The sequence below is a fragment of the Promicromonospora sukumoe 327MFSha3.1 genome (assembly GCF_000385135.1).
GTDB classification, from domain to species: Bacteria; Actinomycetota; Actinomycetes; order Actinomycetales; family Cellulomonadaceae; genus Promicromonospora; species Promicromonospora sukumoe_B.
Genome location: NZ_ARQM01000010.1, coordinates 1,290,939 through 1,317,100 on the forward strand (window position 1 = coordinate 1,290,939; position 26,162 = coordinate 1,317,100).

Consider the following 26,162-nt stretch of genomic DNA (forward strand, 5'->3'; position numbering starts at 1 on the left):
GCCGCTGCGCAGGTCCATCCACGGCGACGGCCCCGGCGGCGCCGACCACGCGGGCGAGGGCGTCTGGGGGCGGGCCTGGCGCACGCTGCGCAAGAACCCCGTCGCCATCGCCGGCTTCGTCATCGTCGCGGTCTTCGTGCTGGTGGCGCTGTTCGCGCCGCTGCTCGCGCCGTACGGGCCCAACGAGCTGCCGGGCCGCGCGCTGGTCCGCCCGACGATGATCCCCGGGCCGTCGGCCGAGTACCCCCTGGGCCTGGACCGCTACGGCGGCGACGTGCTCAGCAAGCTGATCTGGGGCGCGCGCGCCTCGCTGCTCGTCGGCGTGCTGTCCACGCTGTTCGGCCTCGCCGGCGGCATGGCGCTCGGCCTGCTCGCGGGCTGGTTCGGCAAGTGGGTCGACTTCGGCGCGATGCGCCTGGTGGACCTGATGCTGTCCGTGCCGTCGCTGCTCCTGGCCGTGTCGATCGCCGCGATCGCGGGCCAGTCGTCGATGTCGGTGATCGTCGCCATCGGTGTGGTGCAGATCCCGATCTTCGCCCGGCTGCTGCGCGGCTCGATGCTCGCGCAGCGCGGGCAGGACTACGTGCTGGCGGCGTCCGCGCTGGGCCTGAGCCGGCGCTCGGTGACGATGAGCCACGTGCTGCCCAACAGCGTGGGCCCCGTCATCGTGCAGGCGACGCTGACCCTGGCGACCGCCGTGATCGAGGCCGCCGCGCTCTCCTTCCTCGGCCTGGGCGGCGGCGAGCCGTCCACCGCCGAGTGGGGGCGCATGCTCACGGCCGCGCAGCAGGAGCTCGCGGTCGCACCGCGGCTGGCGATCCTGCCCGGTATCTGCATCGCCGTGACGGCCCTCGGCTTCACCCTCGTGGGCGAGAGCCTGCGCGAGGCCCTCGACCCCCGGAACAGGACCCGACGATGACCGAGATCGCTGACAACAAGACGCCGGACGGCCCGGTGGACGCCCCCGTGGACGCGCCGGTCGAGTCGCCGGCCGACGCCCCCGCGGACGCCCAGGCGGACGCCGCGGCGGAGGACGTCGTGCTGCGGGTCGAGAACCTCGCCGTCGACTTCCGGACCGAGAACGGCCCCGCGCGCGCCGTCTCGAACGCGAACCTGACCGTCCGGCGCGGCCAGACCGTCGCGATCGTGGGGGAGTCGGGCTCCGGCAAGACCACCCTCGCCATGGCGGTCCTGGGCCTGCTGGCCAGCAACGGGTCCGTGGCCGAGGGGCACATCTGGTTCAAGGACGAGGACCTCGGCCACGTGTCCGCGCAGCGCATGGCGCAGCTGCGCGGCACCGAGCTGGGCCTCGTGCCGCAGGACCCGATGACCAACCTCGACCCGATCATGCGGATCGGGCAGCAGATCGACGAGGGCCTGATCGACAACGGCCTGCGCTCGCGGCGGGACGCGCGCGCCCGCACCGTCGAGCTGCTCGACGAGGTCGGCCTGCCCGACGCCGCGCGCCGCGCCGGCCAGTACCCGCACGAGTTCTCGGGCGGCATGCGCCAGCGCGCGCTCATCGCGATGGGCCTCGCCGGCCGGCCGGCGCTGCTGGTCGCCGACGAGCCGACGTCGGCCCTCGACGTCACCGTGCAGCGGGGCATCCTGGACCAGCTCGCCGGGCTGACGCAGGAGCTCGGCACCGCGGTGCTGCTCATCACGCACGACCTGGGCCTTGCGGCCGAGCGGGCCGACATCGTGGTGGTCATGTACCACGGCGAGATCGTGGAGCAGGGCCCGGCCCGCCAGGTCCTGACCGCGCCTAAGCACGACTACACCAAGCGCCTGATGGCGGCGGCCCCGTCGCTCGCCTCGCGGCGCATCGAGATCGCGCGCGAGCGCGGCCTCGAGGACGTGCTCGACGACGCCCTCCTGGCCCCGGGCGAGGAGGCGGCCGCCGGCACGGTGGCCGAGTCCGACGCGCTCGTCCAGGTCAAGGACGTGAGCAAGGTCTTCACGATCCGGGGCAGCGGCCTGCTGTCCCGCAGCAAGGACTTCACCGCCGTGGACGGCGTGAGCCTCGACATCCCGCGCGGCTCCACCGTGGCCGTGGTGGGGGAGTCGGGCTCGGGCAAGTCCACCCTCGCGCGGATGATCCTCGACATCGAGAAGCCCACGAGGGGCACCATCACGTTCGACGGCGGCCTGGTGGGCGCCGGCGGGCACAAGGACCAGATCGCGTACCGGCGCCGGGTGCAGCCCGTGTTCCAGGACCCGTACTCGTCGCTGGACCCGTTGTACTCGGTGTTCCGCGCGATCGAGGAGCCGCTGCGCGCGCACGACTACGGGGACGCGGCCGCCCGCCGGGCCCGCGTCGAGGAGCTCGCCGAGCAGGTGGCGCTGAGCAAGGGCCAGCTGCAGCGGTTCCCGGCCGAGCTGTCCGGCGGCCAGCGGCAGCGCGTGGCGATCGCCCGCGCGCTGGCGCTGTCGCCCGAGCTGGTGGTGTGCGACGAGGCGGTCTCCGCGCTCGACGTCGTGGTCCAGGCGCAGATCCTGCAGCTGCTCGCCGGCCTGCAGGACGAGCTGGGGCTGACCTACCTGTTCATCACGCACGACCTCGCCGTCGTGCGGCAGATCGCGGACCGCGTGCTGGTGATGCAGCAGGGTCGCGTGGTCGAGGAGGGGACCGTCGACACGGTCTTCGACTCGCCGGCCACCGACTACACACGGACCCTGCTCGACGCGATCCCGGGCAAGGACCTGGAGCTCGCCCTCTGAGGGCCGTTCCCGGGCCGGCCACCGGGTCGGGGTGGCGTGGGCCGTGCGGCCCGCGCCACCCTGGCTCGCGTTGACCAGCCCGCTGCCGCGCCACTAGGATAACTGGCGGTGCCGTGCGCCTTCCGGCGACCTACCGGCACCTCACGAGCACCGCACAAGCAGAGCTCAACAGACCCTGTCCGTACTACGCCATGTCCGCATCGGAGCATCGAACTCAATGACCATCTCCACCCCTGCGAAGTCCGCCCCCCAGGTTGCCGTCAACGACATCGGCACCGAGGAGGACTTCCTTGCTGCCATCGACGCCACCATCAAGTACTTCAACGATGGTGACATCGTCGAAGGCACGATCGTCAAGGTGGACCGTGACGAGGTCCTTCTCGACATCGGCTACAAGACCGAGGGTGTCATCCCGTCCCGGGAGCTCTCGATCAAGCACGACGTCGACCCTGGCGAGGTTGTCGCCGTCGGCGACGCCGTCGAGGCACTTGTCCTCCAGAAGGAGGACAAGGAAGGCCGTCTGATCCTGTCCAAGAAGCGCGCACAGTACGAGCGCGCCTGGGGCACGATCGAGAAGATCAAGGAGGAGGACGGCGTCGTCACCGGCACCGTCATCGAGGTCGTCAAGGGTGGTCTCATCCTGGACATCGGCCTCCGCGGCTTCCTCCCCGCCTCCCTCGTGGAGATGCGTCGCGTCCGCGACCTCCAGCCGTACGTCGGCAAGGAGATCGAGGCCAAGATCATCGAGCTCGACAAGAACCGGAACAACGTCGTGCTGTCGCGCCGTGCCTGGCTCGAGCAGACGCAGTCCGAGGTTCGCTCCACCTTCCTGCAGACCCTGCAGAAGGGCCAGGTGCGCCCCGGTGTCGTCTCCTCGATCGTCAACTTCGGTGCGTTCGTGGACCTCGGCGGCGTCGACGGTCTCGTCCACGTCTCGGAGCTGTCCTGGAAGCACATCGACCACCCGTCCGAGGTCGTCGAGGTGGGCCAGGAGGTCACCGTCGAGGTGCTCGACGTCGACTTCGACCGCGAGCGTGTCTCCCTGTCGCTGAAGGCGACGCAGGAGGACCCGTGGCAGACCTTCGCCCGTACGCACGCCATCGGTCAGGTCGTGCCGGGTAAGGTCACCAAGCTGGTTCCGTTCGGTGCGTTCGTCCGCGTCGAGGACGGCATCGAGGGCCTGGTCCACATCTCGGAGCTGGCCGTGCGCCACGTCGAGCTGCCGGAGCAGGTCGTCACCGTCGGTGCCGAGGTCTTCGTCAAGGTCATCGACATCGACCTGGAGCGTCGCCGCATCTCGCTGTCGCTCAAGCAGGCCAACGAGGGTGTGGACCCGGAGTCCGAGGACTTCGACCCCGCGCTGTACGGCATGGCCGCCGAGTACGACGAGGCCGGGAACTACAAGTACCCGGAGGGCTTCGACCCGGAGACCAACGAGTGGCTCGAGGGCTTCGAGACCCAGCGCGAGTCGTGGGAGGCGGAGTACGCGAAGGCGCACGAGCGCTGGACCGCGCACCGCAAGCAGGTCGCCGAGGCGCTCACCGCGGACACCGAGGCGTCGTCCGAGGCCCCGGCCGCCCCGGCCGGTGGCGGCAGCACCAGCTACTCCTCGGCCCCGGCCGAGGAGGCCGGTGGCACGCTGGCTTCGGACGAGGCGCTCGCCGCGCTTCGCGAGAAGCTCACGGGCAACTGACCTGAGCTGAACGCCGACGGCCCGTCGCCCCTTCGGGGGGCGGCGGGCCGTCGCCGTTTTCAGCCCCTGCTGTTTTCGGGATGCGGTGACCACGGTGGCCGTCTGCCGCCAAAATGCACTCTGACCTGCGAAGATGCTGGTCTGGTCGGCGCGGCTGGTATCACAGCGCGCGCTGGTCAGGAGCTCAGCCGTGCTGTTGGATGACTGCCCATGAGCCGACCGGGAGCCGACGACGCACGGAGCCCGGGGCCACGTGACGTCGGGCCGGCCGCCCTGCTGGCTCCCGAGCGCGAGGTCGTGCCGTTCACCGGCCGCGGGCGCGAGCTCGCCGACCTGCGCTCGTGGGTGCGCTCCCGCGAGCCCGTGGCGCTCCGGCTGCTGTGCGGGCGGGGCGGCGTCGGCAAGACGCGCCTGGCGCTCGAGCTCGGCCGCAGGCTGCGCCGCACCGGCTGGACCGTGGTGCACGTGCCGCCCGGCGCGGAGGTCGCCGCGGTGCGCGACGTCGCCGCCGTGCGGCGGGTGCTGCTCGTCGTGGACGACGCCGGGCACCGCCTCGGCCTGCCCGAGATGCTCGACGCCGTCGCGGCCACGCGGGCCCGGGGCCGGCTGCGGGTCCTGTGCACCGCGCGCACCGGCGGCCAGTGGTGGCGCCGCCAGCGGTGGACCAGCACGCTGTGGGCGGGGCAGACGCCGTCGGTCACCCAGATGGCGCTGGAGCCCGCCCTGGACCGGGAGGCCCCCGAGCCCGCGCTCGGGCTGGAGGTCGACCGGTCGGACGACGACCGCGCCCTCCTGGACGCGGCGGCGGCCCGGTTCGCGCGCGTGCTGCGCCGGCCGGTGCCCGAGGTCCCGTTCGAGCCGTCACCGGACGACCGGCCCCGTGCGCTCGACCTCCAGGCCGCGGCCCTCGCGGCGGTCCTGGACGGCGCCGACGAGCGGCCGGCCGCGGACCCGGCCCGGGCGCTGGAGCGGGTGCTGGACCACGAGCGGGCGTCCTGGGCGGCGTCGGCCGCCGCGGCCGGGCTCGGGCCGGGCCCCGGCGGGTCGGCGGAGGCGGCCCTGGCCACGACGACCCTGGTGGGGGACACCTCCGAGGCCGGCGTGCGGGCGGCCCTGCGCCGCGCGGGCGTGCGGCCCGCCGACGGGCGGACGGCGGACGCCGTCGCCTGGGTCCGCGCCCACCTGCTGGGGGTGCCGCGCCTGGCCGAGCTGCTCGTGTCCCGGGTGTTCGCGGAGCAGGACGGGCTGATCGAGGCGTGCACGCGCGACCTGGGGCCGGACGAGGCGTTCGGCGTGCTGGCCTTCGCCACGGGGATGGGGCTGGACCGGCCGGCGCCGGCCGGGCCGGCCCCGGCCGAACCCAGCAGCCCGGCCGGCCTCGACCCCGACCAGGACGCCGTCGAGCCCGCCCCGGAGCGCGACGTCGCCGGTGCGCTGATCGCGGCCGCGGCGGCCGCGCTGCCGGACGAGGGGCCGGACGACCTGGCCGGGCTGCTGCGGGTCACGCGCCGGCTGCCGCGCTCGTCGGGCCCGCTCGCGGTGCCCGTGCTGGACCGGCTGACGCACCGCGTCGCGGAGCTCGCCCGGGCGGTGGGCGACGAGGCCACGCGCGCCGAGGCCCTGAGCGACGTCGGCCTCGTGCTGGTCGCGGAGGGGGAGCCCGACACCGCCGTGCCCGTGCTGCAGGAGGCCGTTGGCCTGTGGCGCGGCCTCGCCTGGGCGGACGAGGACCGCTACCGGCCCCCGCTGTGCACGGCCCTGAACAACCTCGGCACGGGGTACTGGGCGGTCGGCCGGCACGCCGACGCCCTCGCCGTGCAGGAGGAGGTCATCGCCCTGTGCGGCCAGTTCCGGCCCGGTGACGGGCCCTGGGCCGACGCCGAGCACGCGCAGGCCCTGCAGAACGCCGGGGTGTCCTACACCGAGCTGGGCCGGGTGGGGGAGATCGAGGCCGCGCAGCGTGCGGCGCTCGACCTCTACCGTCGGCTCGCCGAGGGCGACCCCGTGCAGTACGAGCCGCGGGTCGCCGCCGTGCTCGGCAACTTCGAGGCCCTCACCGAGAGCGGCCGTCCCGAGGACGCCCTGCCCGCGAACGCGGAGGCCGTGGCGATCCGCCGCCGCCTGGCCGCGCAGCGGCCGGAGCACCTGGGGGAGCTGGCCTGGTCGCTCGGCCAGCTCGGCACCACCCTGGAGGCCCTCGGGCGGTACGAGGAGGCGGGCGCCGTGCTGGTCGAGGCCCTGCGGATCCAGCGGAGCCTCGCTGACCAGAACGCGCGCGGTACCCGGGCGGACCTGGCCTCCGCCCTCTCCGCGCTGGGCGCCCTGTACTCCACGACGGGCCGCGCCGACGAGGCCCTGCGGCTGGAGCGGGAGGCGCTGGAGATCCGGCGCGACCTGGCCCGCGAGCACCCCGAGCGGTACCTGCACTACCTCGCGCACTCGCTGTCCAACCTCGGCGTCACCTATGCCCGGCGCGGCCGGTTCGACGAGGCCGTGCTGCTCGAGGAGGAGGCGGTCGGCCTCCGCCGGGGGCTCGCGCGCCGGAACGCCCGCTCGCTGAAGTACCTCGCGCAGTCGCTGTCCAACCTGGGCGTGCGGTACGCGGACCTCGGGCGCTTCGAGGAGGCGCTGCCACCCACGCAGGAGGCCGTCGACATGCTGCGCCGGCTGGTCCGGGACCAGCCGGAGAAGTACCGCACGGGGCTCGCGGAGGCGCTCGCGAACCTGGGCGCCACGCTGCTCGACCTCGACAAGGCGACCGAGGCCCTGCTGCCCATGCGGGAGGCCGTCGCGATGCGCCGCCAGCTCGCCGTGGAGAACCCCGACAAGCACCGGCCGGACCTGGCGCTCACGGTCTCCAACCTGGCCAGCGCGCTGAGCGCCTCGGGCGACAACGTCGCGGCCCTCTCGCTCGCGCGGGAGGCGGTCGAGATGCGCCGCCGGCTCGCCGCCGACCTGCCCGAGCGGTACCGCGCCGAGCTGGAGCGGTCCCGGGCGGTGCTGGCGCGCATCGAGGCCGCGATCCGCAACCCGACCACCGTCCGGTAGTCCTGCTCCGAAGGGCGGCGGGGCAGCGTCGCTCAGGCGTGCTGCGGGTGCTCGTGCGCCACGTGCGTGTGCGGCTCGACCTGGAACGTCGAGTGCTCCACCGCGATGTCGAAGTGCTCGGCCACGCACTCCTGGAGCTGGTCCAGGATCCGGGCCGCGTGCCCGTCGGTGAAGCAGTCGGTGCGCACCACCACGTGCGCGCTCAGCACGGGCAGGCCCGTGGCGATCAGGGACGCGTGCATGTCGTGCACGTCCTCCACGTGGTCGAGCTCCAGCAGGTGCGCGCGGACCTCGTCGAGGTCCAGCCCGGGCGGGGACGACTCCAGGAGCACCGAGACGGTCTCGCGCAGCAGCCGGAGTGCCCGCGGGAGGATCAGCGCGCCGATCAGCAGGCCCGCGACGACGTCGGCCCGCTGCCAGCCCGTGAACGTGATGACCAGGGCCGCGACCACCACGGCGAGCGACCCCAGGGCGTCGTTGACGACCTCCAGGAACGCGGCGCGCAGGTTCAGGTTCGCCGTGCGGCGTCCGGCCAGCACCGCCATCGCGGCGACGTTCCCGGCCAGCCCGACCACGCCGAAGAGCACCAGCTCGGGACCGGGCACCTCGGGCGGCGCGACGAGCCGCAGGATGCCCTCCGCCAGCACGTACACGCCCACGATCAGGAGCACGCCCGCCTGGGCCAGCGCGGCGATCACCTCGGCGCGGCGGTAGCCCCAGGTCCGGCGGGCCGACGGCGGCCGCAGGGCCAGGCGGGCCGCGAACAGCGCCATCGCGAGCCCGGCGGCGTCCGTGAGCAGGTGCACCGTGTCGACGATCAGCGCCAGGCTGCCCGTCACCAGCGCCCCGACCACCTGCGCGACCAGGACCGCCGCCGTGATCGAGAAGGCGGCGGTCAGGCGGCCGCGGCCGCCGTCGGGCAGGTGCTGGTGGTCGTGGGAGTCCACGCCCTCCATCCTCCCAGCCCGGCCCGTGGCGCGCCCGGTCCAGAACCCGTCAGGAGGCCTCGGCGAACTGCGTCCGGTACAGGTCGGCGTACAGGCCGCCCGCCGCGATGAGCTCGGCGTGCGTCCCGGACTGGACCACCCGTCCGTCGTCGAGCACCACGATGCGGTCCGCCGCGCGCACCGTGGACAGCCGGTGCGCGATGACCAGCGACGTCCGCCCGGCCAGCGCCTGGTCGAGCGCGACCTGCACAGCCGCCTCGGACTCCGAGTCGAGGTGCGCGGTGGCCTCGTCGAGCACCACGATGTCCGGCGCCCGCAGCAGCAGCCGCGCGATCGCCAGGCGCTGCCGCTCGCCGCCCGAGAGCCGGTAGCCGCGGTCGCCCACCACGGTCTCCAGTCCCTCCGGCAGCCGGTCGACGAGGTCCCAGATGCGCGCCTGCCGCAGCACCCGTTCCAGGTCGGCGTCGGTCGCCTCCGCGCGGACGAACCGCAGGTTCGCCGCGACCGTGTCGTGGAAGAGGTGCGCGTCCTGCGAGACGACGCCGACCGTGGCCCGCAGCGACGCGAATGTCACGTCCCGCAGGTCCCGCCCGGCGATCCGCACCACGCCGGCGGTCGGGTCGTACATGCGGCTGACGAGCTGCGACACCGTCGTCTTGCCCGCTCCCGACGGGCCGACGAGCGCCACCATGGACCCCGCCGGCACGTCGAAGCTCACGTCGTGCAGCGTGTCCGTGGTCGGGTCCTTGCGCTGCGCGGCCACCGACTCCAGGGACGCGAGCGACACGTCCTCGGCCCGCGGGTAGCGGAACGTGACGCCGCTCAGCGAGACCGAGGCGCCCTCGGCGGCCACGGCGGCCCGCAGGTCGGCGGCGTCCGGCCGCTCGGCCACCGACGGCTCCAGGTCCAGCACCTCCAGGACCCGCTCGAACGAGACCAGCGCCGTCATCACGTCCACCTGCACGTTCGCCATCGCGGTCAGCGGCCCGTACAGGCGCGTCAGGTACGTGGCCAGGGCCACGACCGTGCCGACGGTGAGCTCGCCCGCGATGGCCTGCAGGCCGCCGAACCCGTAGACGCCCGCCACGGCCAGCGACGCGATGGTGGCCAGCCCCACCCGGAACCACGTGCCGAACAGCGCGGTCCGCACCCCGATGTCCCGGCGCTCGCGGGCGGGGCCGGCGAACCGCTCGGACTCGGCGTCGGGGTCGCCGAACACCTTCACGAGGTGCGCCCCGGACACGTTGAACCGCTCGTTCATCACCTGGCCCAGGTCGGCGTCGACCTCCATGCCCCGGCGGGTCAGCCCGGCCAGGCGGCGGCCGAACCAGCGCGCCGGGAGGACGAACAGCGGGACCAGCACGAGGGCGCCCAGGGTGAGCTCCCACGACATGGTGAACATCGCGCCGAGCGTGAACGCGATGGTCAGCGTGTTGGACACGACCGTCTGCAGGGTCGAGGTGAAGGCGCGCTGCGCCCCGAGCACGTCGCCGTTGAGCCGCTGCACGAGCGCCCCGGTGCGCGCGCGGGAGAAGAACGCGAGCGGCATGCGCTGGACGTGGTCGAAGACGGCGACCCGCAGGTCGAGGATGAGTCCCTCGCCGACCTGGGACGACACGAGCCGGTCCGCCACGGACAGGCCCGCGGCCACGATCGCGAGCCCGGCGGCGGCGCCCGCCAGCAGCACCACCAGGCGCGTGTCGCCCGCCGTGATCCCGTGGTCGATGAGCCGCTGGAACAGCAGCGGCGTGGCCGCTCCCGCGGCGGCCTCCAGGGCCAGGATCAGCACGAAGAGGGTGAGCCGGCCACGGTAGGGGCGGGCGAAGGAGACGATCCGGCGCAGGGTGGGCCAGCCGAGGCGCTGCCGGGTGACGGACTCGTCCTGCGTGAACGACCGCAGCGTGCGGCCGCCGCCCATGCTCCCACCGCCTCCGTGCATGCTCACCGTGGAATCGTCCCACGCGGCCCGGCCGACGGCGGCCACGCGGCCTCACGCACACAGACGGACAGACCCTATCGGGGCCGGAGGGTGACCGGGACCACAGGCGTGTTACGCGTTCCAACCGGGCCGTGATAGAAACCCTCGATCGGGCGTCTATGCAGGTCGCCCCACGAATCGATGGATGAGTCCATGAATATCGACGGGTGGAGTGCCATGTCTGACCTGGAGCCGCAACGCAGCGGGGAACGGGTGGCGCTGGTGGAGCTGACCGGTGCAGAGGACATGACCGCGGAGCTCCGCAAGCTGCAGGAGAAGTGGGGCCCCGTGGCCCCCGTGGACCTGGAGCCGGGCGTCCCCGGCTGGCTCGTGCTCGGGCACGCCGAGGTCATGGAGGTGATGCGCACCGAGAGCGTCTTCGCCCGGGACCCCCGGCACTGGAGCGAGCGGCTGCCGCAGAGCTCGTCGCTGAACGCGATCCTCTCCCCGGCCGGGCGGCGCGCCCTGTACTACGCCGACGGCGCCGAGCACCGCCGGCTCCGGCTCCCGGTGGACGAGGCCTTCGCCGGGATCGACGAGGCGCTGACGGCGGCCATGGTGCGCGGCGTCTGCGGCGGTCTCATCGACTCGTTCGCGGAGCGCGGCAACGCGGACCTGATCGGCGAGTACGCGGCCGCCGTGTCGTTCCTGGCCGTCTCGGGCATGTTCGGGTTCGACGAGCAGCAGGGCATCGCCCTCCTGCGCTGCGCGCACGGCGTGTTCGGGCACGGCGGCGACTCCGTCTCCGCGCTGGTCACCATGGACCAGATCGTGCTGGACCACGTGGTGGCCACCCGCGCCGACCCCGGGCCCAACCTGACCGCCAAGTTCGTGGCCCACCCCAACTTCGACGACGACACGGAGATCGTGCACTCGATGGTGGTGGCGATCTGCGCCGCCAACGAGATGCTCGTGACCTGGATCGCGGCCACGCTGCGCCGGATGCTCACCGACCCGCGGTACACGGGTCGCGTCACGGGCGTGCGGCGCGGGCTGGACGACGCGATGGACGAGACGCTGTGGGGCGAGCCGCCCGTCGCCAACCTGCCCGCGCGGTACGCCGTCACCGACTGCACGCTGGGCAACGCGCAGATCCGGGCCGGCGACGCGATCGTGATGGGTCTCGCCGCGGCGAACAACGACCCGCGGGTGCGCACCGAGGACGACCTGTTCGAGGCGGGCAACCGGTCGCACCTGTCGTTCGGCGTCGGGCCGCACGCGTGCCCCGCCCGCCGTCCGGGGCGGCTCGTGGTGAAGATCGCCGTCGAGAGCCTCATGGAGCGCCTGGACCTGCGCCTGACCGACCCCGACGTCATCTGGGCGCCGTCGCCGTGGTCGCGCTACCCGGCCGTGCTGCCGGTGGCCTTCACCCCGGAGCGCAAGCCCGCGCGGCTGCCCGCCCGGGTCTGAGCCCGGGGGGCGCGCTCCGGCCGCTGCCCGCCTACTCCGGCGGCCTGCCGTCGACCGGCACGTCGCGCATCAGCGCGGCGATGTCGGTCGGCACGGGCGGTACGGCCGCACGGCGCACGCCCTCGGCCGGCGACCACAGCAGGTTGACCCGCAGCGCCGGGTCGGCGTCCGGGTGGTCCGAGCGCTGGTGGCTGCCGCGCGACTCCCGGCGCTCGAGCGCGCACTCCAGGGTGGCCCGGGCGGCGATGGCGGCCGAGCGCAGGTCGAAGGCGTGGGCGAGGTCCTGGAAGCCGCTGATGTCCGTGTGCACGTACAGGTCGGCCGCGCGGTCCTCGACGTTCTCGAGCCGGGCGAGGCCGGCACGCAGCCCGGACTCGTGCCGCACGACGCCGGCGTGCTCCGTCACCAGGTCGCGTACCTCGCGCTGCAGGGCCCGCGGGTTGTGCTCGCCGCTGGCGGCGAGCACCCGGTCGACGTCCGCCTCGGCATCGCGCACGGCGCCGAGGGAGCGGCGCTGGTGGGTCAGCCGGGCGGAGTGGAGGGCTGCCGCGCGTGCGGCGGTCCGGCCGTGCACGAGCAGCTCGAGAAGGGCGTTGCCCTCGACGTGGTCGGCGCCGTGGAGCCCGCTGGCGGCTTCGCCGACGACGAAGAGGCCGTCGACGTCCGTGCCGTTGTCCTCGGGCCGTACCTGCGCACCGCCCATCGAGTAGTAGGCCGTGGGCGCGACCTCGACCGGGTCGCTGGTGACGTCGACCATCTGCAGGTCGAGCAGCGTGCGGTAGACGTGCGGCAGGCGGGTCAGGATCGTCTCCCGCGGCAGGTGCGAGAGGTCGAGCCAGACCCCGCCTGCCGGGGTACCGCGCCCCTCGGCGATCTCCGTGGAGGCCGCGCGTGACACGACGTCGCGGCCGGCACGCTCCATCCGCACGGGGTCGTGCCGGGCCAGGAACCGTTCGCCGAGGTTGTTGAGGAGGACGCCGCCCTCGCCGCGCGCGGCCTCGGCGACCAGCGTGCCCGCGGCGTTCCCGGGCCCGAGCAGGCCCGTCGGGTGGAACTGGACCAGCTCCGGGTCGCGCAGCCGGACCCCGGCCTCGGCGGCCAGCCGGAAGGAGTCGCCGGTGCTCTCGTCGCGCCGCGCCGCCGCGCGCCGCCAGATGCGCGTGTGCCCGCCCGTCGCCAGGACCACCGCGTCGGCGTGGACCAGGTAGCGCGACCCGTCGACGAGGTCGAACCCGTAGGCGCCGAACACCGCGCCGTCGTCCACCAGCAGGCGGGTGACGTAGCACGTCGACAGCATCGGGACGCCGAGCCGGGCGGCGTGCGCGCGGAGCACCCGTTGCAGGCTGACGCCGGTGTGGTCGCCGGTGAACGCCGTACGCCGGTAGGTGTGCGCCCCGAACCCGCGCTGGGCGATCCGGCCGTCCGGCTGCCGGTCGAACCGCATCCCGAACCGCTCGAGGTCGTGGATCGCCTGCCCGGCGTCCCGGGCCACGTGCTGGACCGCGCGCGGGTCGGCCAGCAGGCCGCCCGCGCGAAGGGTGTCGGCGGCGTGCTGCTCCCAGCTGTCGTCCGGGTCGGCGATCGCCAGGGCAGCGCTGATGCCGTCGGTGGCGAGCGTGGTGTGCGCGTCGTCCGCCGGCCGTTTGCCCACGGCGAGCACCGAGCAGCCCCGTTCGGCGAGCTCGATGGCGACCCGCAGGCCTGCCCCTCCCGTCCCGACGACGAGGACGGACGTGGCGAGCTGGTGTTCGTGTGACGGCATGGCAACTCCTTGGCCGCGGACGGGTGCTTGTCCGCTGTCGACCTGGTAGCCGTACCGATGTGTGACAGAACCGAATATTCTGTCGGGGAGCGCTCCGCCCCGGGTGCGCGCCCTACCCGCAGGAGCACCGTGAGCGCAGCCCGACTACCGAACCTGGTGGGCCGGCACCGCGAGTGCGCGGTGCTGGACGACGTCCTCGCCGGGCTGCGTGCCGGGCGGTCCGCGGTCCGCGTCGTCCGCGGGGAGGCGGGCATCGGGAAGTCGGCGCTGCTCGAGTACGTCGCTGTGCAGTCCTCCGCGGTCACCGTCTCCCGGGCGCAGGGCGTCGAGGCCGACATGGAGCTCGCCTGGGCGAGCCTGCACCAGCTCTGCGCCCCGTTCCTGGCGGCCGTCGACGCCCTTCCGGAGCCGCAGCGCGACGCGCTGCAGGTGGCCTTCGGCATGGCGGCGGGTGACCCGCCCGACCGCTTCCTCGTGGGGCTGGCCGTGCTCACCCTGCTCACCCGCGCCTCGGAGACCCGGCCGGTGCTCGTTCTCGTCGACGACGCCCAGTGGCTCGACCAGGTCTCCCGCCAGACCCTGGAGTTCGTGGCCCGGCGGCTCCTGGCCGAGGCCGTCGCGATGGTGCTCACCGTCCGGGACCCCGAGGGCGCCGCGGCCCTGACCGGGCTGCCGGAGCTGCGGATCGGCGGTCTGGACCAGGAGGCCGCGGGTGACCTGCTCGAGGCATCGGTCGAGGGCCGGATGGATCCTCGCGTCCGCGACCGGCTCGTCGCGGAGACGGGCGGCAACCCGCTGGCGCTGCTCGAGCTGTCCCGCGGCCGCACCGCGGCCGACCTGGCCTACGGTCTCGACGCGGCCGACCTCGTCCCGGTCCCGAGCCGCGTCGAGCAGGACTACACGCGGCGGCTGACGTCGCTGCCCGACCGCACCCGGACGCTGCTGCTCATCGCCGCGGCGGAACCGGTCGGGGACGTGCGGCTGCTGCTGCGCGCCGCCGAGCTGCTCGGCATCACCCCGGACGCCGCACCCGCGAAGGCCGCCGGCCTCGTCGAGTTCGGGGAGTCGCTGCGGTTCCGCCACCCCCTGGCCCGCTCGGCGGTCTATCGCGGGGCCGACGCCGCGCAGCGGCGGGCGGTGCACCAGGCGCTGGCCGACGCGACCGATCCCGTGCTCGAGCCGGACCGCCGGGCCTGGCACGCCGCGCAGGCGTCCGACGGACCGGACGAGGAGGTCGCGGCGAGGCTCGAGGAGGCTGCCGACCGGGCGCACCAGCGCGGCGGCGTGGCCGCCGAGGCGGTGCTGCTCGAGCGCGCCGCGGACCTGACCCCCGACCCGGGACAGCGCGGCGTGCGCGCCCTCGCGGCCGCCGAGGCCCATTTCTCGGCGGCCGCGCCCGACCGCGCGACCGAGCTGGCCGCGCTCGCGGACCTGTGCCCGCTCGACCCGCTCGACCGTGCCCGCCTCGTCCGGCTGCGGGCACGCATGCTGTTCGCCCGCAGCCGTAGCGACGAGGCCGCGCCGCTCCTGCTCGACGCGGCGGACCGGTTCACGGCGGAGGGCTCGCCGCTGGCACGGGAGACCTATCTCGAGGCGATCAGCGCCACCGTCTTCGCCGGGCGCGTGCACGGTCCCCACGGTGCACGCGCCGCGGCGATCGCGGCGCGGAGGTCGGACGCCCCGCCGTCCGCCTCCCAGGCCTCCGACCTGCTGCTGGACGGCGTCTCGGCGTTGCTCGCGGACGGCTACCACTCCGGTGTACCGGCCCTGGTCCGGGCGTTCGAGCCGTTCGCCCACGAGGAGCTCGGTAACCGGGACGCGGCGATGCGCTGGCTGCTCGCCGTGCCGGTGGCGCTGGAGTCGTTCATCCACCACCGGTGGGACCTCGCGGCGTGGGACGTCCTGTCGTCCCGTGCGGTGCGCCTGGCCCGTGAGGTCGGCGCGCTGGGCGTGCTTCCCCCGGCCCTCATCTACCACGGTGGCGTGAAGATCCACCACGGTGACTTCGCGGCGGCGAACCGGATGATCGAGGAGGCCGACGCGATCGCGGCGGCGACCGGGCAGGCGCCGCACCGCTACGCCACGCTGGTGCTCGCGGCCTGGCGCGGCGACGAGGCGGCCGCCGCGGGGAGCTTCGACGAGGCTCGGATCAGCGCCACCGAGGACGGCGAGGTGTCGCTCCTCGGCGTGACGGGCTACGTGCAGGGCGTTCTCTACAACGGTCTGGCGCGCTACGAGGACGCACTGGCCGCCGCGCGGACCGGCATAGACCACGACGGCTACAACTTCACCGGCCTGTCGCTGGTCGAGCATGTCGAGGCCGCCTTCCACTGCGGCGAGCGGGCACTGGCGCAGGGCTCGCTCGACCGGCTCGTCGAGCTGACCCGCGCCGCCGACACGGGGTGGGCACGCGGTGTCGAGGCCCGCAGCCGTGCCCTGCTCACCGACTCCGCGGACGAGGCCGACCGGCTCTTCCGGACGGCGATCGAGGAGCTCGACGCCGACCGGGTGGTCGTCGAGGCCGCCCGCTCGCACCTCGTCTACGGCGAGTGGCTGCGTCGGGCCCGACGCCGTGCGGACGCCCGCGAGCAGCTCCGGACCGCCCACCAGATGTTCGACGGCATGGGCTCGCTGGCGTTCGCCGAGCGGGCCCGGCGCGAGCTGCTCGCGACGGGCGAGCACGTGCGCACCCGGGACAACGGGACCGCAGCGCGGCTGACCCCGCAGGAGGCGCAGATCGCGGCGCTCGCGGCCGGAGGCCTGACGAACGCGAGGATCGGCTCCGAGCTCTTCCTCAGCCCGCACACCGTGGAGTGGCACCTGCGCAAGGTGTACTCGAAGCTCGACATCAGGTCGCGCCGGGGGCTCGCCGCCGCGCTCGCGGCCGCCGAGGGCGAGGGCGCGGACACGCCGGCGGCGGCCCCGGCCTGACGGCCAGGTGAGCCACGGGACCCACCGGCTCCGGACGCCCACGGGTCGCGCGATCCCACGGGTGCCCACCGCGGGCACGTGGCGCGTGGCCACGGTCCGTGGTCGCGACCCCCCGGGCTCGCCCACGGACGGACCACGGACCACGCATGGCGCGCCCGGACCACCCACGGACGGACGGTTGACCCACCGAGAACCGATGGGTGCCGTCCGTGAGGAGTCCGCAGATGTCGATGTCACACCCGGAGCCAGCCGCTCCGACCGACCCGGGGACCGGCCGGGTGCGAGAGCTCGACCTGGAGCTCGAACGCGAGCTCGACCATGACCGGAGGCTGGACGTGGGGCTCGACGTGTTCCTCGCGCAGCGCACCCGGCTCATCCAGATCGCCCGCCGGGTCACCGGCGACTTCGCCGGTGCCGAGGACGTGGTCCAGGACGCCTGGCTGCGCTGGCAGCGCGCCGACCGCGACGCCATCAGGAACCCCGCTGCGTTCCTCACCACGACCACCACCCGCCTGGCGATCAACGTGATCCAGTCCGCCCGGCACCGGCACGAGGCGACCGGCGCCGTGTCCCTGGCCAAGCTCGCCGACCTGACCGGCCCGGCCGACCGCCCGGAGGACCCGGTGCTCAGGGCGGAGCAGACCGCCCTCCTCGAGCGGACGCTGCAGGTCCTGATGGCGCGCCTGAGCCCGGACCAGCTCGCGGCGTACCTGCTGCGCAAGTGCTTCGACTACCCGTACGGCGAGATCGCCCGTCGGATGAACACGAGCAGCGCGAACGTGCGGCAGATGGTGCGGCGGGCACAGCAGGGCATCGAAGGGGGCCGCGAGCGGCCGGTCGCCCGCGGCGACCACCGCCGTCTCGTGCGGGCCTTCCAGACGGCCGCGCGCACGGGAGACCTCGCGGTGCTCGAAGGGATGCTGGTGCGTGCCGCACGGCGGTCGACGCCGCAGCGCGGGCAGCGAGCCCGTGGCCCGCTGCCGGCGCGGGCCGCTTGACGTCCGACGCCGCCCCAGGGTTGAGGCGCCACGTGGCCGGCCCAAGTATGCTCACGCCGGGAGCCATGCAGAGAACGAGCGGAGCGCCGGGTGAAGTACTCCTCGGCCGACGACGGGAGTGCGCAGCCCTCGACGACCTCGTCACGGGCGTCCGGGGCGGTCGAAGCGCGTCCCTGGTGCTGCGTGGCGAGCCGGGCATCGGCAAGACCGCGCTGCTCTCGTACGTGCGGGACGGCGCGCGCGGCTGCCGGGTCGCGCGCGTGGCCGGCGTCGAGGCCGAGGCGGAGCTCGCGTTCGGTGGCCTGCACCAGCTCTGCGCGCCGTTCCGCGACCACATGGACCGGCTGCCCGGACCCCAGCGTCTCGCGCTCGAGACGGCGTTCGGCCTCAGCGCCGGCGCTCCGCCCGACCGGTTCCTGATCGGCCTGGCGGTGCTGAACCTGCTCGCCGACGTCGCGGAGCGGCAGCCGCTGGTGTGCCTGATCGACGACGCGCAGTGGCTCGACCAGGTCTCCGCGCAGACGCTGGCGTTCGTCGCCCGGCGGCTCCTGGCCGAGCGGGTGCTGCTGCTGTTCGCGATGCGGCCGGTGAGCGGGCACCCGCTCCGTGGCCTGCCGTACCTCCAGATCGAGGGGCTGGCCGACCGCGACGCCCGGGTGCTGCTGTCCTCGGTGACCCCCGGCCGGTTCGACGACCAGATCCGCGACCGGATCCTGGCCGAGGCCCGGGGCAACCCGCTCGCCCTCCTCGAGCTGCCTCGTGGCCTGACGGTGGCCGAGCCGGCCGGGGACACGGGACCTGGGAGCGAGCTGCCCGGCGGTTCGGTCGAGGACGGTTTCCTGCGGCGGCTCCGGTCGCTCGCGCCGGACACCCAGCGGCTGCTGCTCCTGGCCGCCGCGGAACCCGTCGGCGACGTCGTGCTGCTCCGGCGCGCGGCGCAGGCGCTCGGCATCGACCTCGCCCCGGCGGTCGCGGAGGCGGAGGCCGCCGACCTCGTCACGCTCCGCAGCATGGTGCGCTTCCGGCACCCGCTGGTGCGTTCGGCGGCCTACCGGTCGGCGTCGCCGCGGGAGCGCCGGGACGCGCACCGCGCGCTGGCCCAGGCCACGGACCCCGGGCACGATCCCGACCGGCGGGCGTGGCACCTCGCGAGTGCCGCCCCCGCGGCCGACGAGCGCGTCGCGTCGGGCCTCGACCAGGCCGCGGCGCGTGCCCGCGCCCGTGGCGGCGTGGCGGCGTCGGCCGCTTTCCTCGCCCGGGCGGCGCAGCTCACCCCGGACCTGGCGGTGCGGGGCGCGCGCTCCGTCGCCGCAGCCCAGGCGAAGAGCCAGGCGGGCGCGTACGCCGAGGCGCTCGAGCTGCTCGACAGCGCCCAGCTCACGCCGCTTGACGAGCGGGACCGGGCCCGGGCCGACCTGGTCCGCGGCCAGGTCCTGTTCGCCTCCCGCAGCGCGAGCGCGGGGCTCCCGCTGCTCCTCTCCTCGGCGCACCGGCTCGAGACGCTCGACCCGGGGCTGGCGGCGGAGACCTACCGCGACGCGCTGTACGCGGCGTTCACGGCAGGCCGGCTGCCTGGCGGCGAGGGCGCCGAGGACGTCGCCGCCGCGGTGCTGCGGATGGACCGGCCCGAGCACCCCACGCGCAGCGACCTGCTCCTGGAGGGTGTGGCCCGCGTCTACGTGGACGGCTACGCAGCCGGGGCGCCGCTGGTGCTGCGGGCACTCGCGGCGTATCGCTCCGGCGGTCTGACCCCCGCGGACCTGGGCTGGCTCCCGCTCGCCGCGCGGATGGCCCACAACGTCTGGGACTTCGAGAGCTGGACCGTGCTGTCCGCCGAGCTGGTCCGGATCCTGCGTGAGCTCGGCGCGCTGTCGGCGCTGCCGTCGGCGCTGCTGCTGCAGCTCTCGAACCGGATGTACGCGGGCGACCTCGCGACCGCGCGGTCCCTCGTCGACGAGGCCGCGACGATCGGGGAGGTCACGGGCAGCAGCTTCTTCGCCCGTTACGGCGCACTGGTCGTGGTGCCGTGGGGCGGCGACGAGGCCGCGACGCGGGCGGCGATCGGTGCGATCGTCGAGGACCCGGCGCTGAGCACCGAGGGCAAGGCGCTGACGGCCACCGAGTGGGCCGCCGCCGTCCTCCACAACGGCCTGGGCCGCTGGGAGGACGCGCTCCGCGCGGCGCGGCGCGGGGCCGCCTACCCGCAGGAGCTGGGCCTGTCGATCTGGTCGACGGTCGAGCTCGTCGAGGCGGCTGCTCGGCTCGGCCGCGCCGAGGAGGCTGCCGAGGGCGCACGTGCGATCACCGGGATGGCACGTGCGGCAGGCACCGCATGGGCGCTCGGCACGGCTGCGCTCGTGACCGCCCAGGTCAGCCCCGACCCTGACGCGGAGACCCACTATCGCGAGGCGCTGGCTCGGCTGGGGGAGACGGGTGCCGGCACGGAGCTCGCTCGCGCGCACCTCCTGTTCGGCGAGTGGCTCGCGCGGGTCGGGCGCGACGCCGAGGCGCGGCGGTACCTTCGCCTGGCGCACGAGCTGCTGACCGGCATCGGCGCGTCGGGATACGCCGAACGCGCCCGGCGCGGTCTCGCGGACGCGGGCGCCCCCCTCGACCCGCCCGCGTCCCCGCCCCCGCCCGGAGCGGCCGCGACGCTCACGCCGCAGGAGGCGCAGATCGCCCGGCTCGCCGCCGACGGTCTGACGAACCCGGAGATCGGCGCTCAGCTCTACCTCAGCGCCCACACGGTCGAGTGGCACCTGCGCAAGGTGTTCGCCAAGCTCGGCGTCCGGTCGCGCAAGGACATCGCCGCGGCCCTGGCGGTGGGCGCACCCGCCCCGTAGGCGGCTACGCCGGGTCCGCCACCTGGTCACGGCCGGCCGCCAGCCGGGTCACGTCGAGCACCGCCTGGACGAACGCGTCCGGCGCCTCCTGCGGGAGGTTGTGCCCGGCGCCCGGCACCCGGCGGTGCAGCCGGGGACCGGTGAACCGGTCCGCGTCCGGGATGCCGTCGGTCACGGGGAAGTTGCCGTCGGCGAGACCCGCCAGGGTCACGGTCGGGACGTGGATCGGAGGCAGCGGGGCGAGGGCGTACTCGAACGCGTCGTACTCCGGGGCGCCGGGCGCCTCACCCAGTCGATGCCGGTAGGAGTGCAGCACGACGTCGACGTAGTCAGGGTTGTCGAACGCGGCGGCGGCCTGGTCGAGTGTCGCCTGGTCGAAGGCCCATTCCGGCGAGTTGCGACGCCAGATCACCTCGGCGATCTCGCGCCGGTTCGCCGTCAGGCCGGCCCGTCCGCGCTCGGTGAGGAAGTAGTAGAAGTACCAGAACCCGGCCTCCAGGTCGGGGCGGATGGGCTGCCCCGACGCGGCGACGTCCTGGATGAGGTAGCCGTTGACGCTGACGAGCCCGGCGACCCGCTCAGGTCGCAGGGCCGCGACGACGCAGGCGGCGCGGCCGCCCCAGTCGTAGCCGGCGAGCACGGCCTCGGGGATGTCGAGCGCGTCGAGCAGGCCGAGTACGTCCGCGCCGAGGGCCGCCTGCTGACCGGAGCGCGGTGTCCAGTCGTCGCGGAACCGCGTCGGCCCGTGGCCGCGGAGGTAGGGAACGACGACCCGGTGGCCGAGCGCCGCCAGCCGGGGTGCGACGTCGACGTAGCTGTGGACGTCGTAGGGGTATCCGTGGAGCAGCACCACCGGAGGGCCGTCGGCCGGCCCGTCCTCGACGTACGCGATGTCGAGGACGTCGGTGAGGGCGTGCTGGATGGGGGTCATCGAGGTTCCTCTCGTCTCACGCGCCGCGGCGCGGCGCGATCATGACGAACCGACCGAGCATGCTCCGGGTTCTGTGACACGAGCCCGGTGACGCCAGGCCGGGAGGAGGAGGGAGAGCCGGGGCGGTCCGGCCCTACCGGTCCAGCGAGTCGACGAACTGCGTGCTGACGGACGAGATCTCGGCCCGGGCCTCGTCGTGGGAGACGGTCGCCGTCCCGTCGCCGGGCTGCGGCCCGTAGTCGCCGAAGAAGGCATGGACGGCGCCGTCCACCACGGTGAACGTGGCGTCCGGCGGCAGGGTCTCGCGGGAGGCCTCGATCTTGGCCGGGGTGGCGAGCCCGTCGTGCTCCGCCGAGACGGACTCGACCGCGACCGTGAGCCCGCTGAGGTCCTCGGCCGGGTAGGAGGCGTACAGGAGCAGCCCGACGGCGGGCGCCACGTCGTCCGCCTCCGCGCCGGCGGCGTCGGACGACGCGACGACGCCGCCCAGCGAGTGCCCGCCCACGACCCACCGGTCGGCCTGCGGGACCCGCTCGCGGGCCGCGTCGAACGCCCCGCCGGCGAGGAAGGCGACGGCGAGCGGCTGCTTGGGGATCACCACGGTGTGCCCCGCCTCGGCGACCGGGCGCAGCACCGCGGCGTACGCCCGGGCCTCGACCTTGGCGCCGGGCCGGAAGAAGACGGCGGTCCCGTCCGCCCCGCGGGCGGGGACGAGCGTGACGGCCGTGGTGGACTCGGTGACGGTCACGGAGTCGTCCGAGACCATCGCGTCCAGCGCCGGCTGGACGGCGCTGAACGGGCGCAGCCACGCCATCGCCGCGACCCACACGATGCCGGCCACGACCAGCGCCAGGTCGCCGGCCAGCCGCCACCCGCGGCGGGCCGGCCGGGGGCGCAGGCTCCGCCACAGCACCAGCGCGCAGCCCAGGACGGTGAGGCCGAGCAGCACCGCGTACAGGGGGTGGCCGTGCACCACGGCGCCCCACGCCGTCAGGCAGGCCCACGCCACGACGACGATCCCGGCGGCCGCGACCGCGCGGACGGTCCAGGTGAACCAGGCGGGCCGGCGGGCCCCGGAGCCCGCCCCGTCCTGCGGCCCGGGCGTGCCGCGGCTCACGGTGCCACCGCTGTCTTGCCGGCCTCGTACACGTCCGTACCTCCTGGTCGCTCTGGTGCTGTGGTCCTGCAGGCTCATGCTCGCACCGCGCACCCGCATTCTCAGCGCGGGAACACGGGCCCCGGCACATGTCACACCCCGGGGGTGGTCCGGTACCCGGTCCGGGCGACCGGCCCGGTCCGGAGGTAGCCTGGGCGAACCCACCCGAAATCGGCTTTGAGGACCACATGTTCCGCATCGGACTCACCGGAGGGATCGCGGCCGGCAAGTCGGTCGCGGCGGCACGACTGGCCGAGCTCGGCGCCGTCGTCGTCGACCACGACGTGCTCGCGCGCGAGGCGGTCGCGCCCGGCTCCGTCGGCCTGGCCGAGATCGTCGAGGCGTTCGGCGAGGGCATCCTGGCGCCGGACGGCGGCCTCGACCGCCCCGCCCTCGGCGCCCTGGTCTTCGCCGACGCGGCCGCGCGCGCCCGGCTCAACGAGATCGTGCACCCCGAGGTGCGCCGGCTCTCGGCGGAGCGCGAGGCCATGGCGGGCGCCGCGGACGCGGGAGCCGTCGTCGTGCACGACATCCCCCTGCTCGTGGAGACGGGGCAGGAGGGCCACTTCCACCTGCTCGTGGTGGTGCACACGCCCGCGGAGCAGCGGGTCGGCCGGCTCGTGTCGGGGCGCGGCCTCACCGAGGACGCCGCTCGTGCCCGCGTCGCGGCGCAGGCCACGGACGAGGAGCGGCTCGCGGCGGCGGACGTAACCCTCGACGGTTCCGGCGACGAGGACGAACTACGCGCTCAGGTGGATATCCTGTGGCAGCGCGTGGCCGGAGAGGTCGCGCAGGAGGCGGAGGCAGACTCCGTGTGAACCGGCCCGGCCCGGGGGAGGAGCACCATGAAGGTCCTGGTCACGGGGTTCGAGCCGTTCGGCGGTGACGCCGTCAACGCGTCTGCGGAGGCCGTCACGGCGCTCGCGGGGCGCTGGACGGGTCCGGAGGAGCTGGTCACGGCGATCCTCCCGGTCGAGTTCGACGAGGTGCGGGGCGCGGACGGCCCGCTGCTGCGCCTGCTCGACGAGCACGCGCCCGACGTCGTCGTCGCGGTCGGCCTGGCCGGCGGCGTCAGCGAGGTGCGGGTCGAGCGCGTGGCGATCAACCTGATGGACGCGCGCATCCCCGACAACGGCGGCGCGCAGCCGGTCGACGCCCCCGTGGTCGACGGCGGACCTGCCGCCCGGTTCACCACGCTCCCCGCCAAGGCGGCCGTCGCCGCCGTGCGCGAGGCGGGCATCCCGGCCGGGGTCACCTACAGCGCCGGGACGTACGTCTGCAACGCCACCTTCTACGCCCTGCAGCACGCGCTGGCCGGGCGCCCCGGGGTGCTCTCGGGCTTCGTCCACGTGCCGCGCACCACGGAGGAGCTGGGGGCGCAGGAGTCCGCGTCCGCGCTGGCCGACGGCGGCGAGCCGCACCTGCCGGTGGACGCCCTGGCCAGGGCCCTGGAGATCGTGGTGCGCACAGCCCTGGGGGCGGCCCGCGGCGAGGTCGGCGAGCCGGCGGTGGCGGCGGGCACGCTGCACTGACGGGGGCTCGTTCACCGGAGTGTCAGTGGTCCGCCGTACGGTAGTGGCATGCGACCCGTGACCGACCTGCAGCGCACGGTGGCCCCGTTCGAGGTCATCTCCGAGTACCAGCCCGCCGGCGACCAGCCGACGGCCATCGCCGAGCTCACCGAACGCGTCCAGGCGGGCGAGAAGGACGTGGTGCTGCTCGGCGCCACGGGTACGGGCAAGTCCGCGACCACGGCCTGGCTCGTCGAGAAGCTCCAGCGCCCGACCCTGGTCATGGCGCCGAACAAGACGCTCGCCGCGCAGCTTGCCACGGAGTTCCGTGAGCTGCTGCCCAACAACGCGGTCGAGTACTTCGTCTCGTACTACGACTACTACCAGCCCGAGGCGTACATCGCGCAGACGGACACCTACATCGAGAAGGACTCCTCGATCAACGACGAGGTGGAGCGGCTGCGGCACTCCGCGACCTCGTCGCTGCTGACGCGGCGCGACGTCGTCGTGGTCGCCTCGGTGTCCTGCATCTACGGCCTCGGCACGCCGCAGGAGTACGTCGACCGCATGGTCCGGCTCGACGTCGGCGACGTGGTCGACCGGGACCAGCTGCTGCGCCAGTTCGTGACCATGCAGTACACGCGCAACGACATGTCGTTCACGCGCGGCACGTTCCGGGTGCGCGGCGACACGGTCGAGATCATCCCCGTGTACGAGGAGCTGGCGATCCGGATCGAGATGTTCGGCGACGAGATCGAGTCGATCCAGACCCTGCACCCGCTCACGGGCGACGTGGTCCGCGATGAGAAGTCGATCTACGTGTTCCCGGCGACGCACTACGTGGCGGGCCCCGAGCGCATGGAGCGCGCCATCGGCGGCATCGAGAAGGAGCTGGAGGAGCGGCTGGCCGAGCTGGAGAAGCAGGGCAAGCTGCTGGAGGCGCAGCGGCTGCGCATGCGCACCACCTACGACATCGAGATGATGCGCTCGATCGGCACCTGCGCCGGCATCGAGAACTACTCGATGCACATCGACGGCCGCGAGCCGGGCACCGCGCCCAACACGCTGCTCGACTACTTCCCCGAGGACTTCCTGCTCGTCATCGACGAGTCGCACCAGACCGTGCCGCAGATCGGGGCCATGTTCGAGGGCGACGCGTCGCGCAAGCGCGCGCTCGTGGACCACGGGTTCCGCCTGCCCAGCGCCATGGACAACCGCCCGCTGAAGTGGGAGGAGTTCACGGAGCGCATCGGCCAGACGGTGTACCTGTCGGCCACGCCCGGCGACTACGAGCGCTCGCTGTCCGACGGCGTCGTGGAGCAGGTCATCCGCCCCACCGGCCTGGTGGACCCCGAGGTGGTCATCAAGCCGACGACGGGGCAGATCGACGACCTGCTCGGCGAGATCCGCGACCGGGTGGACCGCGACGAGCGCGTGCTGGTGACCACACTGACCAAGAAGATGGCCGAGGACCTCACGGACTACTTCCTGGAGCGCAACGTCCGGGTGCGCTACCTGCACTCCGACGTCGACACGCTGCGCCGCGTCGAGCTGCTGCGCGAGCTGCGGCTCGGCGAGTACGACGTGCTGGTGGGCATCAACCTGCTGCGCGAGGGCCTCGACCTGCCCGAGGTGTCGCTGGTCGCGATCCTCGACGCCGACAAGGAGGGCTTCCTGCGGTCCGGGCGCTCGCTGATCCAGACGATCGGCCGTGCCGCCCGTAACGTCTCCGGCCAGGTGCACATGTACGCCGACAAGATCACGCCGGCCATGCAGATGGCGCTGGACGAGACCAACCGGCGCCGCGAGAAGCAGATCGCGTACAACACCGAGCGCGGCCTGGACCCGCAGCCGCTGCGCAAGAAGATCGCGGACGTCACGGACATGCTCGCCCGCGAGGACCTCGACACCGCCGAGCTGCTGGCCGGCGGGTACCGCAACAGCCGCAAGGGCAAGGGTGAGGGCAAGGCTCCGGTGCCGGGCTCGCCCAAGGAGGCCGCGACGAGCGGCAACCGGCTGGCCGGCGCCGCGGCGAGCGAGCTGGCCGAGCTCATCCAGGAGCTCGCCGACCAGATGCACGCCGCGGCCGCGGAGCTGCAGTTCGAGGTGGCGGCCCGCCTGCGCGACGAGATCTCGGGCCTCAAGAAGGAGCTGCGGCAGATGCAGGCCGCGACCGCCTGAGCGCGGCCCGGCACCGAGCCCGCGACACCGACCGCCGACAAGAGGAGACCCA

General features: G+C 74.4%; 16 protein-coding genes. 11 read left to right on the forward strand and 5 right to left on the reverse strand.

Annotation, left to right across the window (positions count from 1 at the left end; translation table 11 throughout):
* Positions 1 to 16: 16 nt before the first annotated feature.
* The 4 genes from H291_RS0109515 to H291_RS0109530 all read left to right on the forward strand — a co-directional run bounded on the left by H291_RS0109515 (position 17) and on the right by H291_RS0109530 (position 7,462).
* Positions 17 to 919, forward strand: coding sequence for an ABC transporter permease (locus H291_RS0109515; RefSeq protein ID WP_051109464.1), 903 nt, complete (start codon positions 17 to 19; stop codon positions 917 to 919).
* Positions 916 to 2,721, forward strand: a complete 1,806-nt coding sequence (locus H291_RS0109520) for a dipeptide ABC transporter ATP-binding protein (protein ID WP_020014759.1) — start codon at positions 916 to 918, stop codon at positions 2,719 to 2,721. Before H291_RS0109515 ends, H291_RS0109520 begins: the two co-directional genes overlap by 4 nt.
* Before the next feature lie 217 nt (positions 2,722 to 2,938).
* Complete coding sequence (gene rpsA / locus H291_RS0109525) at positions 2,939 to 4,414, forward strand: 30S ribosomal protein S1 (protein WP_020014760.1); 1,476 nt, start codon at positions 2,939 to 2,941, stop codon at positions 4,412 to 4,414.
* A 210-nt stretch (positions 4,415 to 4,624) separates the two neighbouring features.
* Entirely contained in the window at positions 4,625 to 7,462 is a 2,838-nt protein-coding gene (locus H291_RS0109530) for a tetratricopeptide repeat protein (RefSeq protein WP_020014761.1), read from the forward strand.
* Between the two features lie 32 nt (positions 7,463 to 7,494).
* Here H291_RS0109530 and H291_RS0109535 read toward each other — a convergent pair whose 3' ends face one another.
* Both H291_RS0109535 and H291_RS0109540 read right to left on the reverse strand, forming a co-directional pair.
* Positions 7,495 to 8,418: a cation diffusion facilitator family transporter gene (locus H291_RS0109535; RefSeq protein ID WP_020014762.1), complete on the reverse strand. Its 924-nt coding sequence runs from the start codon at positions 8,416 to 8,418 to the stop codon at positions 7,495 to 7,497.
* A gap of 40 nt (positions 8,419 to 8,458) precedes the next feature.
* Complete coding sequence (locus H291_RS0109540) at positions 8,459 to 10,348, reverse strand: ABC transporter ATP-binding protein (protein ID WP_033326486.1); 1,890 nt, start codon at positions 10,346 to 10,348, stop codon at positions 8,459 to 8,461.
* Between the two features lie 216 nt (positions 10,349 to 10,564).
* Here H291_RS0109540 and H291_RS0109545 point away from each other — a divergent pair, with 216 nt between their 5' ends.
* Positions 10,565 to 11,797 (forward strand): cytochrome P450, encoded by a 1,233-nt coding sequence (locus tag H291_RS0109545; RefSeq protein WP_084467884.1) that lies wholly within the window; start codon positions 10,565 to 10,567, stop codon positions 11,795 to 11,797.
* A 31-nt stretch (positions 11,798 to 11,828) separates the two neighbouring features.
* Here the strand turns inward: H291_RS0109545 and H291_RS0109550 are convergent, their stop codons facing one another.
* Complete coding sequence (locus H291_RS0109550; RefSeq protein WP_020014765.1) at positions 11,829 to 13,559, reverse strand: L-aspartate oxidase; 1,731 nt, start codon at positions 13,557 to 13,559, stop codon at positions 11,829 to 11,831.
* Between the two features lie 129 nt (positions 13,560 to 13,688).
* Here H291_RS0109550 and H291_RS29365 point away from each other — a divergent pair, with 129 nt between their 5' ends.
* From H291_RS29365 to H291_RS0109565, 3 genes are all read left to right on the forward strand, one after another.
* The gene (locus H291_RS29365) at positions 13,689 to 16,490 is read left to right on the forward strand and encodes an ATP-binding protein (RefSeq protein ID WP_033325852.1); all 2,802 of its coding nucleotides are present in this window, start codon (positions 13,689 to 13,691) and stop codon (positions 16,488 to 16,490) included.
* Positions 16,491 to 16,714: 224 nt separating this feature from the next.
* On the forward strand, positions 16,715 to 17,488 hold the full coding sequence (locus tag H291_RS29370; protein ID WP_020014767.1) for a sigma-70 family RNA polymerase sigma factor: 774 nt from the start codon (positions 16,715 to 16,717) through the stop codon (positions 17,486 to 17,488).
* Positions 17,489 to 17,553: 65 nt separating this feature from the next.
* Positions 17,554 to 20,331 (forward strand): ATP-binding protein, encoded by a 2,778-nt coding sequence (locus H291_RS0109565; protein WP_026365584.1) that lies wholly within the window; start codon positions 17,554 to 17,556, stop codon positions 20,329 to 20,331.
* Positions 20,332 to 20,335: 4 nt separating this feature from the next.
* Here the strand turns inward: H291_RS0109565 and H291_RS0109570 are convergent, their stop codons facing one another.
* Both H291_RS0109570 and H291_RS29375 read right to left on the reverse strand, forming a co-directional pair.
* Positions 20,336 to 21,262 (reverse strand): alpha/beta fold hydrolase, encoded by a 927-nt coding sequence (locus tag H291_RS0109570; RefSeq protein WP_020014769.1) that lies wholly within the window; start codon positions 21,260 to 21,262, stop codon positions 20,336 to 20,338.
* 133 nt (positions 21,263 to 21,395) lie between these two features.
* Positions 21,396 to 22,379, reverse strand: a complete 984-nt coding sequence (locus H291_RS29375) for an alpha/beta hydrolase (protein WP_020014770.1) — start codon at positions 22,377 to 22,379, stop codon at positions 21,396 to 21,398.
* Positions 22,380 to 22,606: 227 nt separating this feature from the next.
* Between H291_RS29375 and coaE the strand changes: the two genes are divergently transcribed.
* Genes coaE through uvrB form a run of 3 tightly spaced genes read left to right on the forward strand, consistent with a single transcriptional unit; the run spans position 22,607 to position 26,110 of the window.
* Positions 22,607 to 23,236 (forward strand): dephospho-CoA kinase, encoded by a 630-nt coding sequence (coaE, locus tag H291_RS0109580; protein ID WP_020014771.1) that lies wholly within the window; start codon positions 22,607 to 22,609, stop codon positions 23,234 to 23,236.
* A 27-nt stretch (positions 23,237 to 23,263) separates the two neighbouring features.
* Complete coding sequence (pcp, locus tag H291_RS0109585; RefSeq protein ID WP_020014772.1) at positions 23,264 to 23,950, forward strand: pyroglutamyl-peptidase I; 687 nt, start codon at positions 23,264 to 23,266, stop codon at positions 23,948 to 23,950.
* Positions 23,951 to 23,998: 48 nt separating this feature from the next.
* Entirely contained in the window at positions 23,999 to 26,110 is a 2,112-nt protein-coding gene (uvrB, locus tag H291_RS0109590; protein WP_020014773.1) for an excinuclease ABC subunit UvrB, read from the forward strand.
* Positions 26,111 to 26,162 lie beyond the last annotated feature (52 nt).